This is a genomic window from Streptomyces sp. NPDC014889 (assembly GCF_043081205.1).
Taxonomy (GTDB): domain Bacteria; phylum Actinomycetota; class Actinomycetes; order Streptomycetales; family Streptomycetaceae; genus Streptomyces.
This window is the reverse complement of sequence record NZ_JBIBWH010000002.1, coordinates 134,407-148,929: the sequence shown is the minus strand read 5'-3', so window position 1 is coordinate 148,929 and position 14,523 is coordinate 134,407. Positions and strand designations below refer to the sequence as shown.

14 protein-coding genes, 1 tRNA gene and 1 pseudogene are annotated in these 14,523 nt (G+C 64.7%); 11 read left to right on the top strand and 5 right to left on the bottom strand.

Going from position 1 to position 14,523, the window contains the following annotated elements; genetic code table 11:
* Positions 1-10: 10 nt before the first annotated feature.
* From ACF09J_RS03815 to ACF09J_RS03800, 4 genes are all read left to right on the top strand, one after another.
* Complete coding sequence (locus tag ACF09J_RS03815) at positions 11-289, top strand: hypothetical protein (RefSeq protein WP_392303755.1); 279 nt, start codon at positions 11-13, stop codon at positions 287-289.
* Between the two features lie 529 nt (positions 290-818).
* Positions 819-1,043 (top strand): hypothetical protein, encoded by a 225-nt coding sequence (locus ACF09J_RS03810; RefSeq protein WP_392303754.1) that lies wholly within the window; start codon positions 819-821, stop codon positions 1,041-1,043.
* The gene (locus tag ACF09J_RS03805) at positions 1,040-1,783 is read left to right on the top strand and encodes a GntR family transcriptional regulator (protein ID WP_392303753.1); all 744 of its coding nucleotides are present in this window, start codon (positions 1,040-1,042) and stop codon (positions 1,781-1,783) included. The genes ACF09J_RS03810 and ACF09J_RS03805 overlap by 4 nt, the downstream gene beginning before the upstream one ends.
* Positions 1,780-2,082, top strand: a complete 303-nt coding sequence (locus tag ACF09J_RS03800) for a hypothetical protein (protein ID WP_392303752.1) — start codon at positions 1,780-1,782, stop codon at positions 2,080-2,082. The genes ACF09J_RS03805 and ACF09J_RS03800 overlap by 4 nt, the downstream gene beginning before the upstream one ends.
* Before the next feature lie 529 nt (positions 2,083-2,611).
* On the opposite strand, the gene ACF09J_RS03795 is transcribed toward ACF09J_RS03800, so the two are convergent.
* Positions 2,612-3,106: a hypothetical protein gene (locus tag ACF09J_RS03795; protein WP_392303751.1), complete on the bottom strand. Its 495-nt coding sequence runs from the start codon at positions 3,104-3,106 to the stop codon at positions 2,612-2,614.
* A gap of 550 nt (positions 3,107-3,656) precedes the next feature.
* On the opposite strand from ACF09J_RS03795, the gene ACF09J_RS03790 reads away from it, so the two are divergent.
* Positions 3,657-4,175, top strand: coding sequence for an HAD domain-containing protein (locus ACF09J_RS03790; RefSeq protein WP_392303750.1), 519 nt, complete (start codon positions 3,657-3,659; stop codon positions 4,173-4,175).
* A 354-nt stretch (positions 4,176-4,529) separates the two neighbouring features.
* Here ACF09J_RS03790 and ACF09J_RS03785 read toward each other — a convergent pair.
* Positions 4,530-4,604, bottom strand: a tRNA-Trp gene (locus ACF09J_RS03785).
* A gap of 889 nt (positions 4,605-5,493) precedes the next feature.
* Between ACF09J_RS03785 and ACF09J_RS03780 the strand changes: the two genes are divergently transcribed.
* The 4 genes and pseudogenes from ACF09J_RS03780 (at position 5,494) to ACF09J_RS03765 (ending at position 7,047) form a co-directional block, all read left to right on the top strand.
* The gene (locus tag ACF09J_RS03780; RefSeq protein ID WP_392303749.1) at positions 5,494-5,901 is read left to right on the top strand and encodes a DUF5958 family protein; all 408 of its coding nucleotides are present in this window, start codon (positions 5,494-5,496) and stop codon (positions 5,899-5,901) included.
* Between the two features lie 116 nt (positions 5,902-6,017).
* Positions 6,018-6,101, top strand: coding sequence for a 50S ribosomal protein bL37 (locus ACF09J_RS03775; RefSeq protein WP_372496954.1), 84 nt, complete (start codon positions 6,018-6,020; stop codon positions 6,099-6,101).
* Positions 6,102-6,221: 120 nt separating this feature from the next.
* Positions 6,222-6,449 (top strand): annotated as a pseudogene (locus tag ACF09J_RS03770) (tyrosine-type recombinase/integrase); the annotation flags it as partial.
* A 283-nt stretch (positions 6,450-6,732) separates the two neighbouring features.
* Positions 6,733-7,047, top strand: a complete 315-nt coding sequence (locus ACF09J_RS03765) for a hypothetical protein (RefSeq protein WP_392303748.1) — start codon at positions 6,733-6,735, stop codon at positions 7,045-7,047.
* Between the two features lie 227 nt (positions 7,048-7,274).
* Here the strand turns inward: ACF09J_RS03765 and ACF09J_RS03760 are convergent, their stop codons facing one another.
* Both ACF09J_RS03760 and ACF09J_RS03755 read right to left on the bottom strand, forming a co-directional pair.
* Positions 7,275-7,970: a DUF4145 domain-containing protein gene (locus tag ACF09J_RS03760; RefSeq protein WP_392303747.1), complete on the bottom strand. Its 696-nt coding sequence runs from the start codon at positions 7,968-7,970 to the stop codon at positions 7,275-7,277.
* Between the two features lie 437 nt (positions 7,971-8,407).
* Positions 8,408-10,342, bottom strand: a complete 1,935-nt coding sequence (locus tag ACF09J_RS03755) for a hypothetical protein (protein WP_392303746.1) — start codon at positions 10,340-10,342, stop codon at positions 8,408-8,410.
* Between the two features lie 1,037 nt (positions 10,343-11,379).
* On the opposite strand from ACF09J_RS03755, the gene ACF09J_RS03750 reads away from it, so the two are divergent.
* Positions 11,380-13,155, top strand: a complete 1,776-nt coding sequence (locus ACF09J_RS03750) for an IS481 family transposase (protein WP_392304164.1) — start codon at positions 11,380-11,382, stop codon at positions 13,153-13,155.
* 8 nt (positions 13,156-13,163) lie between these two features.
* Here ACF09J_RS03750 and ACF09J_RS03745 read toward each other — a convergent pair whose 3' ends face one another.
* Positions 13,164-13,667, bottom strand: coding sequence for an NUDIX hydrolase (locus tag ACF09J_RS03745; RefSeq protein ID WP_392303745.1), 504 nt, complete (start codon positions 13,665-13,667; stop codon positions 13,164-13,166).
* Positions 13,668-13,685: 18 nt separating this feature from the next.
* On the opposite strand from ACF09J_RS03745, the gene ACF09J_RS03740 reads away from it, so the two are divergent.
* Complete coding sequence (locus tag ACF09J_RS03740) at positions 13,686-14,465, top strand: GntR family transcriptional regulator (protein ID WP_392303744.1); 780 nt, start codon at positions 13,686-13,688, stop codon at positions 14,463-14,465.
* Positions 14,466-14,523: the final 58 nt, after the last annotated feature.

Sequence of the window (14,523 nt, the reverse complement as noted above, 5' to 3'; positions counted from 1 at the left end):
AGGCTGCCCTGTGCCCGCTTCGGGATTGAGCGCGGCGGCCCTTGCCGCCCGGCTGTCCGCCCTCGGGTTCTCCACGCGAGTGGAGGAACACCCCTGGCACACGTCGGTGGAGGCGGAGTTACCGGAATCGCTCTCCACCGAGAGCTGGCGGGAGGTCCTGGACGCGGTGGCTCCGGCCGACCGGTTCGGCCTGCTCGCCACCAGCATGAACGGCCGCACTCTCTGGGCGGTCGTACGCAGAACGGTCCCCACGACGGGCGATGTCGGGGGACCGGGCCATCAGCGATAGGAGCTGACCAGCGTGCTCAACCGTATCCGCCGTGCCCTCTCCCTCACCAGGGTGCGGAACTCCTCCAGTGGCAGGCACCGCCGCCCCTTAACGCCCTCTTCGCTTCCGGTGGTTCCTGCCGTCTCCCCTGAACCCGGCGGCGCGCTGATCCCCGCGCTGAGCCGGGACACTGCCGGGGCAGCGGGGCGACCCCTGCTCAGGGGTGAGGACGTCGCACTCGTCCGCCCGTACGTTCTGGCCTGGGAGAGGCGTGAGCGGACCCGCACGGTCATCGTCGCGCCCCACTTGCCGGCTGATGTCTGGCCCCCGGTCCTCGTGGGGGTCCGCTGATGTCCCCCGGCCGGAAGTCGCACCTCACGGGCACCTCGTCCGTCCCCTACCGCTCGGCAGCCTGCCGGATCGGCACACACCCCGTCTGCGCGGAGTCCTCCCCGGTATCAGCACCGATCGACGTACCGGTGATCTACGAGGTGTGCGACTGCCCGTGCCACTCGGCGGTAGACCTGTCCACGCCGGTGGGGGTGGCGTCGTGATCGACCGAATTCTCGGCGGCGCGCTGGTCTCCAACGTCGAGATCACTGCGGCCACCGTGCAGCGAGGCGACATCATCCAGCTCGGTGGCCGGGCCTGCCGAGTGAGAGACCTCTTCCAGCTTCCCCAGGGAGCGAAGCAACTGGTCTTCGATTCGGGTGAGCTGCTGACCATACACACGCGTACCCGGCTCGTCGCCGTGCGATCGCTGAGAAGGCGGTGAGCGGACTCGTGCCTTCCCGTCACCACGACATCGCCGACGACCTCCGGCAACAGATCACGACCGGCCGAGTCCAACTGGGCGAACGGCTGCCGTCCGAAACCGTTCTGGCCGAGCGATACGCGGTCAGCACGGTGACACTGCGACACGCCCTCGCGGTGCTCCAGGGCGAAGGCCTCGTTGAGAAGATCCACGGCAAGGGCAACTTCGTCCGCCGCCCTCTACGGAAGATCACGTACGTGGGTGGCTGGGGCATCCTGGACCCCTGGACCGCCGCTGAGCCGTCCTTGCGCGTCACCGTTCGCAGCGCCACGGTTCAGGCCGCCGCAGACCTGTCGGCCCTGTTGAGAGTTCCCTCGGGCAGTCCCCTCGCGGAGTTCAGCTGCCTCAGCCTCGAAGGGGAGTCACCGCGCGGGTTGGCCCGCATCTACATGCCGCGAGATCTGGCTCCTGCTGGAGTGCTCGACGACGAATCCGGTTGCCGGGCGGCGGTCAGACGCTTCGCCGTTCTCGGTCCGCCGCCAGCCGCCGTCCGGGAGACGGTGTGTGCTCGTCCCCCGACGCCGGACGAGGCAACGGCCCTCCGGGTCGGCGCCACCGCGGCCGTGCTCGCGATCACCCGCATCACAACTGACGCCGCCGGCCGCGTCGTCGAGGCCGCGCTGTTGTCGTTCCCGGGGGATCGCGTCGACGCCGTATTCACCGTTCACCACGTGACCGACGACAGGAAGACTCGGGGATGACCACACCGAACAAGCTGCGGCTACTCCCATGGACGGGTCCGGAGGGCAAGCCCTGTTACCTGAGCACCGACGACCGGGGCGGTTACATGTCCCGCCTTGCGGACAACATCGAAGCGGTCCAGCTCGGTTCAGCAACCGATCTGCTGGAGCAGGCGTTGGAAGTCCTCGGCGACAAGGACACAAACCCGGCGGAAGTCCAGCGACTGGCGAGGGAGCTGACCAGGGCTCTCCGAGACGTCCTTCGCGTAGCTGCCAGCCGCGGTCACCGTCTGGCGACGGGTGAACCTCAAGGGCTCTGAAGGGCGGACTCGAACGACGCACCTGCAGATGACAACTCTCCCGAGGGGGAGGGGAGCCGACAACGCACCGCGGCTCCCCTCCCCCTCGGGTTTGTGCCGACCCTGGCTCATGCGCCAACGTCGATGCCGAGAGCCGCTGGCGCATGCCCGTTCGCACCTCAGCCGACGACAGCCAACCACGCTGGTGAGAACGCCAACGGACCACGTCCGCGTGTGCCTCGAAGTAACTCCACCCCGCTCAGCCACGCTGATCTGTGTCGCCGACTTGAGCCATGCGCGTCCCTGCCCCAAGGACAGACGAAGACCAACACGCTTTCCAACTCTATTGGTGCGATGGTGGCGCTTGTACAGAGCCGTTCACCTGTGCTCATGGATGGCCCGCCACCGGGAGAGTGTCGGCTCCTGGTCTTGGTTGGACGCCGGTGAACCAGGCTGAACGAGACGGAACCGAGATGGGGCGCTCCTGCCCGTCCATCGCGCTATCGGGCATCCGGGCAAGCTGGCGTCGCGGGTTGGCGAGTTGAGAGCCCTATGAGCAGGGACGCTTGTCGGCTGTCCGTGCGACTGTCGTGTGCGCCACTGTGACCACTCCCTGCGGAGGCCCAACGAAGACCGGCATGCCCTCCGCAGTGAACACATGGTTCACGACGTCCGTCACCCGCGGGTCGAGGCGCCACAGGAGGAGTTCGTATTGCTGTCCTTCTGGACTGGTGGCGCCGCCGACCTGGAGGGAGCCGACGATCCAACCACTGCCGCTGGCATCCGGCTGGACCTGCCGGGACAGGTAGTAGCCCCGGTTGCCGATTCCATGAACCACGAGCCATAGTGTCCCCTCTTTCGGCACGTGGCCGGCGCCCTTGACGGAGCGGAGGCAAAGACCGATGCGGTCCGCTTCACCGGGCGTTGTGATCGAGTACCCCGTGGACGTCTCCTTCGGCGAGGCAGGAACCGCGAGGTAGATGCCCAGGCCGCTGAGAGTCAACGCGGCGATCCCGGATGTAACAGTCCAGACGTTCATGGTCAACCAGGCAGGTCGAAGCCAGGCCATATTGCCCCCTATGCGCGTGTTAGCCAGACAGTAAGGGGCACTACTGAAGTCTCGTAGCGGCCTGACCACATTTGATAGGGAAGTTAATGGTCATGAGTTAAGTAGACGGATTTCATCCGAATTGAACTGCGCTCCTGGCAGGACATATCACCCTGAACTGACATTTTCAGCTTTGGAAGCTCGGGTGATTCAGGAGTGGGGACCTTGCTGAACTGCGGCAGAACGGCGCCGACACTCGATGGCCGCGGATCGCGTCCCCCGTCGCTGCCTGCACTATCTGCCACGAGCAGCTGGGAGGGTGCGTGACCACTTTCGTGGAAAGAAACACCCCATCTTGCCGTACCGCCACCCCTGGGAGGAAACGCGTGCGGTCGGGGGGCTGTGACCTGGGGTTTCCCACTAGTCGTCCTCGACTCGCCTGTCACTGCCGGTCACCATCGGTCGATCTCGGCCACCCTCGCACGGCCCAGAGACGGCCCAGGACAGGGAGTGTCGCCGCCCTGCCACGTCGGACTATGGTGCGGCCGTGACAAGCGCAGCGGAGCGCCCCATCCTCTTCCTCGACGTCGACGGACCCCTTATCCCGTTCGGGACCGGCTCCAGCGGCCTGCAAGCCCCAGCTTCCGACTCTGAGGTGTCCATCGACCAGGGGAACCCCCTGCTTGGGCGTCTTGACCCTGATCTTGGATCGCGCCTCACGGCCCTGGGCTGTGATCTCGTGTGGGCCTCGACATGGATGGAAGAGGCGAACGAGGTCGTCGCCCCACGCATCGGACTACCAAGGCTGCCCGTGGTCGAGTGGCCGGACGCCTGTGCCGACGGCAGTCCGCGGGGCCTGCACTGGAAGACCCGTCATCTCGTCGAGTGGGCCAACCGCCGGCCGTTCATCTGGGTCGACGACGAGGTCAGCAGCATGGACCGCCTCTGGGTCGCCGCCCAACATGCCGGGCCGTCTCTTCTCCATCGCGTCGACCCGTCGAAGGGCCTGGAAGACACCGACTTCTCCGTGCTCGCCGATTGGCTGGGTGCACTGAAGGCGAGCTGAGGGGCAGGCGCTTAGAAGATGCGGGCAAGCCCTGATAGTCCGGTCCGATGGCACCCTGCAGGAACCGTGCCAGGATGCCGGGTGCCGCTGTCGTCCGCCGTCGTTGCCGTCATTGCCGTCGGCTGCGGCGTCGTGTGAGCACCGTTTCAGGAGCGAGGTTGGCGATCAAGGGCCTGGCCGGCGGGTCCCGCCTTGGACGGAGCCCGGCACCACGTACCCCTACATACCCTGATTCCCCGTGAGTCCCCGTTCCATCTGGCACGACTGTGGCGGGCCTGTCAGCTACTCCGCGCATAGAGGCTGACGGGACCTCAGGGTTTCCTGAGATCCACCTGGGCAGGCAGCTGGGGCGGGCGAAGCCGACCGGATTCGAACCGGCGTCCTCGCGATTTTGGAGACCGCGCGCGACGACCTCTGCGCTACGGCTTCGCCCGGCGGGGATCCTAGCCCATCGCGTTCGGGACAGACCCGGCTTTCGGCACTCCCAGCGCTGCTAGGTCGGCGGGGTCTCAACGACCGAGTCAAGTCGTTGGGCTGACCCTCGATGCGAACTATGGGCAGGGTGGTCGCAGAGGTCTGGCCGGCGCGTCAGACGGTCGCTCAGGGCCGTTGATGTTCGGGGCTGATTGCGCTGGTTGCTGTACTTCCGTGCTGTACAACAACCGTGCTGACCACCGCTTTAGGAGTTCGATCTCCCCTCGGCCTGGTCGGGTCCCGCCTCGTGCACCGGTGCCATGACCGGCTGCGGTGTGTCGCCGCCGTCCGGGGTCGTTGATGTCAGCGTTGGATGTCAGCGGAACAGCTCCGGCACCGGGCAGGCCTCCAAAGGTGCGTCGGGCTGGTCGGCCCAGCGCCACCAGACATGCCGACCGGTACACCTCCATAGCGTCCGGCAGGTCCGCCGGCCGTCGTCCTCCCGTTGAGAGAGGACGAAGCCGCCGGACCTCATGGGCTGGCTGCACTCGGGACAGGCCGGGGCGTCGTCGGTCATGCCGCGCACCTTAACGGAGCGACCGCTTCGTCCCGAAGCAACTTGGGCGGGGGCTCTGCCTTGGGTTGGTGTCCCCCTCACCTGCTGCAATGGTCCGCAGGCGTCCGCACTTGTCCGCCGCTGTTCGCCTGCGTTGTCACGCAGTTAGACACTCACTCGGGACGCGAACCACTTGGAAGGCGCTGCGAGGATTCGACGGGGAGCCTGCTGCTCGCGTCAGATGGCTGTGCCGTCAAGGCACGAGAAACCGTGCTGCTCACGGGTGGCCCGTGCGCGTACCGGCGGTCTGAACCATGGGGGTGGAAGTCTGTGTTGTACGCACACGAGGTGATCCTGAACGAACTCGCACAGGGGCGTAGACCGGTGACCGAGGGCGTTGAGTGGTTCGAGGGCCTCTCAGAGGCTGACCAACGCAAGGTCCTGCACGCACTGGTGCTGTTCTGCGGGCAGGCCCGCGCCTGCGAGGAGGACGTGCTGGAGAGCATCGCGCGTTCCGGCATTCGCCCCACCCACACGCCGGCGGTGATGCTGACGAAGTGGCGCTTCGGGATGGAAGCACTTCCGGCCTACGAACTCAACAAGTCCTTCCGCCTGCTCGTCGCCCTCTTCAGCATTGCGGACACCCGCAGGCGGTCGCTGTACTGCGCTGGGGGATGTGGCCACGCGTGGCACAACCTGCCGGATCCACCACGGGACGTAACCCCGGTTCGACGTGCGTTCGACAGAAGCCAGTGATTGCTCCGGGACGGCGGAGGGCCGGTCTACGTGCGCCGCGCCCGCGGCACCGCTGATGCGGACATTCCGGGCCGAATCTAGACTGACCAAGGCATAGAAAGTCCTGAACTAGGGAGATGTGCACCGTGGCTAAACGAGGTAACAAGCGACGCGGCCGTAAGAAGAAGAAGGCCAATCACGGCAAGCGCCCCAACGCCTGAGCCAACCTGAGCAAGACGGCCGAGGGGTCCACCCCCGCCGGACGGCGGTGATCAGGTCGTGCGGGTCGGCGAACGCGTGGTTGGCCGTGGTGGTGCGCCGAAGTGCCGAACGCACCGGCCCGCCCGGTCGAGCCGCGCAACGTCTACCGCTCCTTCACCCGCGTCGCCCAGTCCGCCGGCCTCCGCGTCATCCGCCTGCACGACGCCCGCCACGGCACCGCCACCCTCCTCACGGCGGCCGGGGTCGCACCCCGCGTCGTGATGGAGATCCTCGGCCACTCCCAGATCAGCATCACCATGGATGTCTCCACGCACGTCGTGCAGGACACCCAGCGCGAGGCCATGGCTGCTGCGGAGGCGCCCTGGGCGTCAGTGACCGCCCCCGTTGGTGTCAAAGATGTCAAAAGGCCACCTACCAAGATCGGTAGGTGGCCTTTGACTGGTGCCCCCGGCAGGATTCGAACCTGCGACACCCGCTTTAGGAGTTCGATCGCTCCTCGGCACTGCCGGGGAACCACCCGGTCACACTGGCCGTGTCGGACCGCCTAGGAGTGCTGGCGTCCGGCTTCGTTGATGTCACTCGTGGATGTCAGAACGCAGCAACCCGCGCGCTCGCTGGCACGATGATCCCGTGGTTGACCTGGAGCGCATCAAAGCAGAGACCGTGGCGTACTTCCGAGCACTCGATGAGAACGCCACCCTGCGGCACCACTTCCGCGGCACTGACGAGGAGGGCGGCTTGTGGTACTTCGAGGCCATACCCGACCGCGGCGAGTTGATCGCCGTCAAGCAAGCCGAGCTGACTTCAGCCAGCCAACTCTACCGGTACAGCTGGGAGCACCTGGAGGACGAGCACGGCTTCCTGACAGACCAAGCGATCGACCCTGAAGAGGACTTGCTGGAGACCATCCCGGCCGAGGAGTTCCAGCGGGTGTGGACTCGGTGAGCGGGCTGGACAACCACTTTAGGAGAGAGGCTGGGTTATCTCCCTCCTGAGCTGCGGCTTCACCGGGCCAGGAAGGGGGCGAGTACTCGCCCATGAGGCACCGGTGTTGGCCGTGGCTGACCCCTGAATCTGGCACGGTTGTGGCACGCGACCTCTTCGCGGCGAGATGCACCACTGAGCGGCTGCGATGGTCCGTGGAGCCTTGCCGCGAGTGCTGCGTCAGGAGCTCAGGTGCTGGGCTGTCCTTCTGACGCGGTGGCGCTCACCGACTCAGGGCCTGCTTGGGACCGTTCTAGGCGCCGCTGACGGGCACGGGCCACGCGAGCTGGGGACTGAAACAGGTCGTTCAGCACCTCATCCATGAGGGTCAAGATTTCTTCGGCCGCCTCGTGATCAACGCGGGAGAGATCGCCATGGGCTACCTCATTGCCGCCGAAGCGCACCTCGTGTGCTGCTTCCTTGATGTGCCCGCGCAACAGACCTAGTTGGTGGAGCTCATCGATCTTCGCGATCAGGCTCCCTCTGGTAACACCCTTTTCCTTCGCGGACGCCTCGACCACTGCACGGGCTAGTGCCACGGCAGCTCGGTCAGCCATGATGGTCAGACAGTCGTGCGCCTCAACCGCGAGCGACTCGATCGCTGCAGGGACATCTGGGAACGTCCTGTTGGACTTCGCCGGGGGAAGCCATCGTGGCTGCTGGGCCTGAGGATGGTCCCAGAGATCAGAAGGTGCGTCGTCCCAATCATTCGTAGGCTTGAAGTCGGTCCACCCGTGGGCGAGGACCAGCCGGCGGCAGTTGGCACATCGATAGGCTTCGAATCCCACGTTGAGGCGGCTGTTCTGATCGGGGACCACTTCGGCATCGCCGACCGGTCTCATGTGAGCCAGCCGTCCGCACCATCCGCATGTCGTGCTCGCCATAGTCGGAGACTAGTGCGCAACGCCCCGATGGGCATGGGGTTTGTACCGTTGTGCTCGCTGACCAGAGCAAGCCGCAGTGCAGGCCCGTGCCAACAGCTTCGGAGCTTTCAGCTTGGGAAGCTGAGGTGATCCAGGGGCCGGCATGAGCTTGGCCTGCGGTGGGTGCCGACTTGCGCCGTGCCTCTGACTTGTTGCCTGGTGTTTCCCGTGATTCCCCGCACGATCAGGCACACCTAGCACGTGGGGCCTCGGGCAGTTGCGGTCTCGCGGTTGTTGATCAAGTGCACAGGCCCGACCCTGCGGCTCCCCGTCACCGCCGTGACGAGCTGCCCGGGGCCGTCGCCGTCCGCGGGCGTTGCCGTCGGCCGCCGGGTGCCGTACGGCCTTGCTGAACCGTCCGCAGACGGCAACGCGACGAGCTGATATCGGGAGCGAAGCTATACGGCGATATTAGAGTCCGGACCACCTAGGTCTCTGACATTCACGTCAAGCTCAGAAACAGCTCGCAGCTTGGGCCAATCTTCCCACGCTTCAGTGTAGGGAGATTGAGAGCCGATTTTGAACCTGAGAGGTGCCGTCGAGCCAGATATCACTGCGCCGGTAAAAATGATTTGCTTACTGCGCAGTGGCGGCATGCCGGCGCCAGCTAGGCCTGCTGGAGTTCGCATCACATATTCACGTCCGCGATAATCGGTGTATGAAAACGACCCTCGTCGAGCCGAATCGGCCGAGTATCCGGCACAACTGAAAACCATGGGGTAGATGCCAGATTGCTCGATGAGTTCGAGGAAATCCTCGATCGCCCTAACGCATCGATTCATCTCCTCTGCGTCGGGGAAGTCCTCTCGCTGGTGCTCGAGCCGGTTTCTCACGCCAGCCACTTGCCCCAATTCAAGAATCTTTGTAGCCTCGCCGAGGTTTACTAGCAGTTTCTCCTGCGATTCCTCGTCGAGATTCAAAAAAGGTAGCTTATAGGGGAATGCGAAGGGAGTTAGTTCAGCCTTCTGCGCATAGCTCGGCATTTCATTCGCGTCACGCAAGTAAATCTCCCGTTCGTCCATCTGTGCGGACAGGTAGTCGCGAAGACGTGAGAAACCAGAGATGAGAGGAAAGAGCGTGTTCAGTCCCTGAGGTGAGTAGATAATTGCATCACCCCCCTGAGCGGGCGCTCGACTGAGGATATGGGCCATTTGGGCTCGGCCATCCTTAGTGAGGTACACAAAGCGTGGATGAGCAGCCCAATGATCGTGCGTCAATGCCCATACGCAGTAAGAGAGAGCCGCATCAAGAGTGTGCTCCAAGGCAACGAACAGATTCGGCGAATAACTCCGAATTCGTGAGCGATCTGATTCGCTGTAGCCTGCGAAATTGGCTACGACTTGAGAAAACATTTCGCGACGCTGGCGAAGAATGCCAGCGTTGCCGTCGGATCCTACTGGCTCAAACCCTAGCTTCCAAAGGATAGTGTTGCTGAGTTCTTCGTCATCCATGGCGCTCGCTTCGATCTGGCCAGAAATGCCGCACATGCGGGCGGCGGTTGCGAAGGAGCTCGGACCAACCAGGACTAGGTCACGAATCACATTGCTAGGCTGTTCATCGGTTAGGTAGCTGTCGAGTTTGTCCTCTAGCGAACTTCCCTCAACGCGTCGCAACCGCCAGCTCAGATTCTCGTGAGCGCGAGAGTCATTAAGGTCGTAGATACTGAGTACGAGTCGCTTCAGCCTGAGAACTGCCAGCGATGCGTCGTTCGGAATAACGCGGGCTCCGAACCTGGAGCACTCGGATGTTGTACTGTAAAACCCTGACTTGATGGGCATGATCCGAGGCACGCGGACTTCAGCAGGCGGGATTTTAATATCCCCCTCATGTATTGCAGAATCGATGCAGGCGTATAGATGTTCGCTTTTCATTAGAAGTAGAGACTGAATGACCCCCGCCTTACTTAGGGGTTCGAGGAAATCTTTGGGGTCCCGTACGATGATCTGATTCGCTGTCAAGTTACTGCGCAAGTACGACTGTCGGCCCTTGAATCCGCGCATTGCGATTGCGTCGAGCTCTTCGCGCGTGAAGCACTCATCAAGGAAAGCAATATCGTTGGCCGTCCTCATGTCGTCGTAATATCCAACTAGCGGGTGGGTGACTTCATTTAGGAAGAGCGCAAACTGTGACACCTTGCCGTACTCTTTATCGAGGATTTCAGATGCCTTAGCTCGCACTTTGTGGATCTGACTTTCAGTGGTGCGGAGGTAGGTCCGATGCACTTTTATGCAGCTAACTTTGGAGCAGTGGAATAGCGGCACATTAACCGAAGCCGGAAGCAGTCTGAATTCTTCGCTTCGAAGGATCCCCAGTGGACCCGTGACAAGGTCCATTTCTTGGAAGACTCCCCTGGGTGTTCCCTCGAGGAGTCGTGCGGTCTCTGCCGCGGATACCTGAGAGGGTTCGTGAGGGAAGAGGTCGTATGCTTTGTCATACAGACCCCTGCCCCAAATGTAGGGGTGGACGATCTTTCCCTCAGAGATTTCGCTGTTGAGTGCCGCGATTAGCGCGGGAGTGTCCGTTTTTAGATGATCTACAAATAGCTCTTCATGGTAGAACTCTAGAAAACAGGCGAGGCGCACCTCGGGCCATTTAAAATTGCGCACCCGAATTAGCCTCTTGCAAAAATCATCCCCGCGAGAGGTTAGTGCGATAGGATCGTGAAGGGAGGAGGGAACTCGGTACCTGTACGGCAGAATCGAGCTTCCCATTAGGTTGCTGATCCCGTAAAGCCGAACAAGGTTTTTTCGTTCCTCCGGGTCAGAGTAGAGAGAATGCAGCTCGGCCGCGCTGTAACTCATTGTGTGCCCCCTCCACGTGGACCCCATATAGGGTACTTACGGGGGGTGCTGGTGTCAGCGGGTTGCCAGAATCTGACGAGCTGGAGTACGTGAGGTCGGCGGAGCGGGTTTGGCCGGTGGCCTGCCCGGTCTGGGGTCGAGCATGATCAGGGGGCCGTACGCTGGTTGGCAACTCGGGCAGGCTTTGGACCTGCCCGCAATGTGCACGAGTGGCCCCCTGGTCTTGCTCGACGCGGGACCCGGACCGGGGAGGTGGCTAAAGCCGTGGAGCCGACCGGCCTCAGCCACAGAGGGTTTCCGCCGCTCTGCCCGCTGCACGTAGCGCGCCGCCGGGCGCGGCCAGCCGGGGCGAAGACAGGAGGCAGGCCGCGCCCGGCGGCGCGCGCCCGCGCCGTGCGCGGGCCTTGATGAAGTAGGGAAAGTCTTATGCTGTCTTGTCTCGGTTGATGTGTCTTGTCTCGGTTGATGCTTGACGTTGTGGCTTCACCTGATGCTTGACACCGCTTGCCTCGGCTTGGCTGTGCGCATCTGATCCGCGTGCAGGGAGGGCCGGGGCCGTGCTGGTGGAGTTGAGCGTGGTCGAGCAGCGGTATCACGCGGTGATGGAGGTCGCCGCGGGGGTTCCGGTCACCCAAGTCGCCGCCCGGTATGGGGTGTCGAGGCAGTCGGTGCACTCCTGGGTGCGCAAGTACGAGCAGTCGGGCCTGCCGGGATTGGCGGACCGGTCGCACCGGCCGGCCTCGTGTCCGCACCGGATCGCCGGGGAAGTGGAGGCGGTGGTGTGTGAGTTGCGGCGCCGGCATCCTGGCTGGGGTCCGCGCAGGCTGGTGCACGAGCTGGAACGCAGGGGCATCACGCCGGTGCCGTCCAGGGCGACGGTCTACCGGGTCCTGGTCCGCAATGCTCTGGTCGAGCCGGGAGTGCGCAAGCGGCGCCGGTCGGATTACCGCAGGTGGGAGCGGTCGACGGCGATGGAACTGTGGCAGATGGACATCGTCGGCGGGATCCTGCTGGCAGATGGCAGCGAGTGCAAGATGGTCACCGGGATCGACGACCACTCCCGGTTCATGGTGATCGCGAAGGTGGTGCAGCGGGCCACGGCCCGGGCGGTGTGTCTGGCCTTCGGCGAGGCACTGGTGCGGTTCGGAGTGCCCGGCGAGGTGCTGACGGACAACGGCAAGCAGTTCACCGCCCGCTTCAGTCCCGGCAAGCCCGGAGAGACGATGTTCGACCGGATCTGCCGGGAGAACGGCATCGCTCACCGGCTGACGAAGCCGCAGTCCCCGACGACCACGGGGAAGATCGAACGCTTCCACCAGACCCTGCGGCGTGAACTCCTCGACGACCACGATCCGTTCTCCGACGTGGCGACGGCGCAGGCGGTGGTGGATGCCTGGCTGGAGGACTACAACCGGATGCGGCCGCACCAGGCCCTGGACATGGCCGTCCCGGCCAGCCGCTTCGTTCCCAGGCCTCGGTCCGAGCAGGACGCGTTGCCGGTGGTGCTGCCCGCCCGTCTCGACCCGGTCCCGGCTCCGGCATCCGCGGCGCCTGAGCCAGAGCCCGTGCCGCGGGCCTGGCCGATGGCCGAAGGCGAGGTCGGTGCGATCGAGGTGGATCGGGTGGTTCCCGCGTCGGGGAACCTGAGCCTGCGCGGGCAGCAGATCTGGTTCGGGCCGGCCCTGGCCGGCACCACGGTGACCTTGCGGATCGACGTGAACCGGCTGCACGTCCTGATCGGCGGCGGCCGGCACAAGACCCTGCCCTCGAAGCTGTCTGGCCGGGATCTCAAAGCCCTGCTGGCAGGCGGAGGCGCCCGACCCGCCGGCCCCTGGGCGGACGACCCCGGCCTGGCGAAGGACACGAAGGGGGCGGTGGAGGTTGACCGGACCGTCAACGCGGTCGGCTACGTCGGTCTGGCAGGTGACAAGGTCCTGGTCGGCTGGCCGTTCGCCGGACAGCGGGTCACTCTTCGGCTCGACGGGAAAGTCCTGCAGGTCCTGGACGAGCAGCGTGTCCTGCAAGCCACCCTGCCCAGCCCGCTGCCGCCCTCGGCCTGCGGACGTCTGCAAGGCGCTCGTCCGGCCGGGCCGTCACCGCTGCTGCCTCCGCCCGCCGAGCAGATCGCCGAGCGGACGGTCAGCAGCGTCGGCGGCTTCATGGTCGCCGGACAGCGCGTCCAGCTCGGCCGCGGCTATGCCCACCAGGTCGTCACCGCCCACCTGGACGAGGAAACGATCCGGGTCTTTCACAGCGGCGAGCTGATAACCACCGTCCCGCGTGTCACCAGGAAGGAGGTGGTGGTCCGCAAATCCGGCGAACACAACCGCCGGAAGATCGTCTAGGGCAGACGTCAAGCATCACCCGACGCCAACCCGTCAACCATCAACTGAGACTCGACAGGGATGAGTTGCTTGCCGTCGTGGCTCCGTACGTGGGGGCCGTTGCCGTCCAGGGCGTCCAAGAGCCGGATCGCGTAGACCTCGGACATGCGCTCGCTGACCTCGTCGGGCGTGAGCCAGGAGACGGCTGTCGACTCGCTTGAGGTGCGTTCGGTGCCGCCGGAGGGCTTGCAGCGGAAGACCAGGGCGACGACGCCTCGTGTCGTGTTCTTGTAGACGCCGGTGAGTTCGTCTACCTCGACGTGGATGCCCGTCTCCTCCCAGACTTCGCGGGCGACGCCGGCCTCTGGGGTCTCGTTGAGTTCGAGTACGCCGCCGGGGAGTTCCCAAGTGCCGTTGTCGGCTCGGCGGATCGCCAGGAGGCGCCCGTCTTCGCGCACCACTACCCCGGCTACGGATACGGAGTGCAGGGGCGTCGACGTTGCTTCCTGTGGTTGACTCATGTACAGGAGCATAGGAGGCAGAGAAGGACTATGGGAACCGCGCTAGAAGGGGGCAGGTCCGGGCCTCGGTACGTGCAGATCGCGGATGAGATCGTGCAGCAGATTCGGGCGGGTGTGCTCAAGCCCGGTGACATGGTGCCGAGTGAATCGGAGCTGGTGGAGCGCTACGGCGTGTCCGGCGGCACGATCCGTAAGGCCATGGTCGAGGTGCGGGCGAGTGGACTCGTCGAGACCCGGCACGGCAAGGGCTCGATCGTGAAGGACCGGCCGCCGGTACGGCACCGCTCCTCCGACCGCTTCCGGCGCTCGCTCCGCCAGAGCGGCAAGGCCGCGTACCTCGCGGAGTCCGCACAGTCCGGCGCCACCGCCAAGGTGAGCGTCCTCTACATCGGGCCTATGGAGGCCCCCGCGGATGCCGCCCAGCGGCTGGGCGTCCCCGCCGGCACTCAGGTGCTCGCCCGGCGGCGTCTCTACTTCCGCAACGGCACCCCGGTCGAGACCGCCTCCTCGTATCTCCCGTGGGACGTCGTCAAGGAGATTCCGGAGCTGTTCGCCGAGAACCCCGGCGGCGGTGGCATCTACGCCCGACTCGAAGACCACGGGCATGAGTTCGCCGAGTTCGTCGAGACGCTGCAAGCTCGACCGGCCTCCAAGGCGGAAGCCTCCGAGCTGGCGCTCAGCCCGGGTGCGCCGGTGGTTCACCTCATACGGGAGGCCCGTACGACGGCCGGCATCGTGGTCGAGGTCTGCGACACGCTTATGGCTGCTGACCAGTTCGTTTTCGAGTACCGGATCCCCGCCGACGACTGACGCCCACTCAACTTCCTGCAACCCGTCGTGACTTCGATGTCGCGGCGGGTTGACTCAT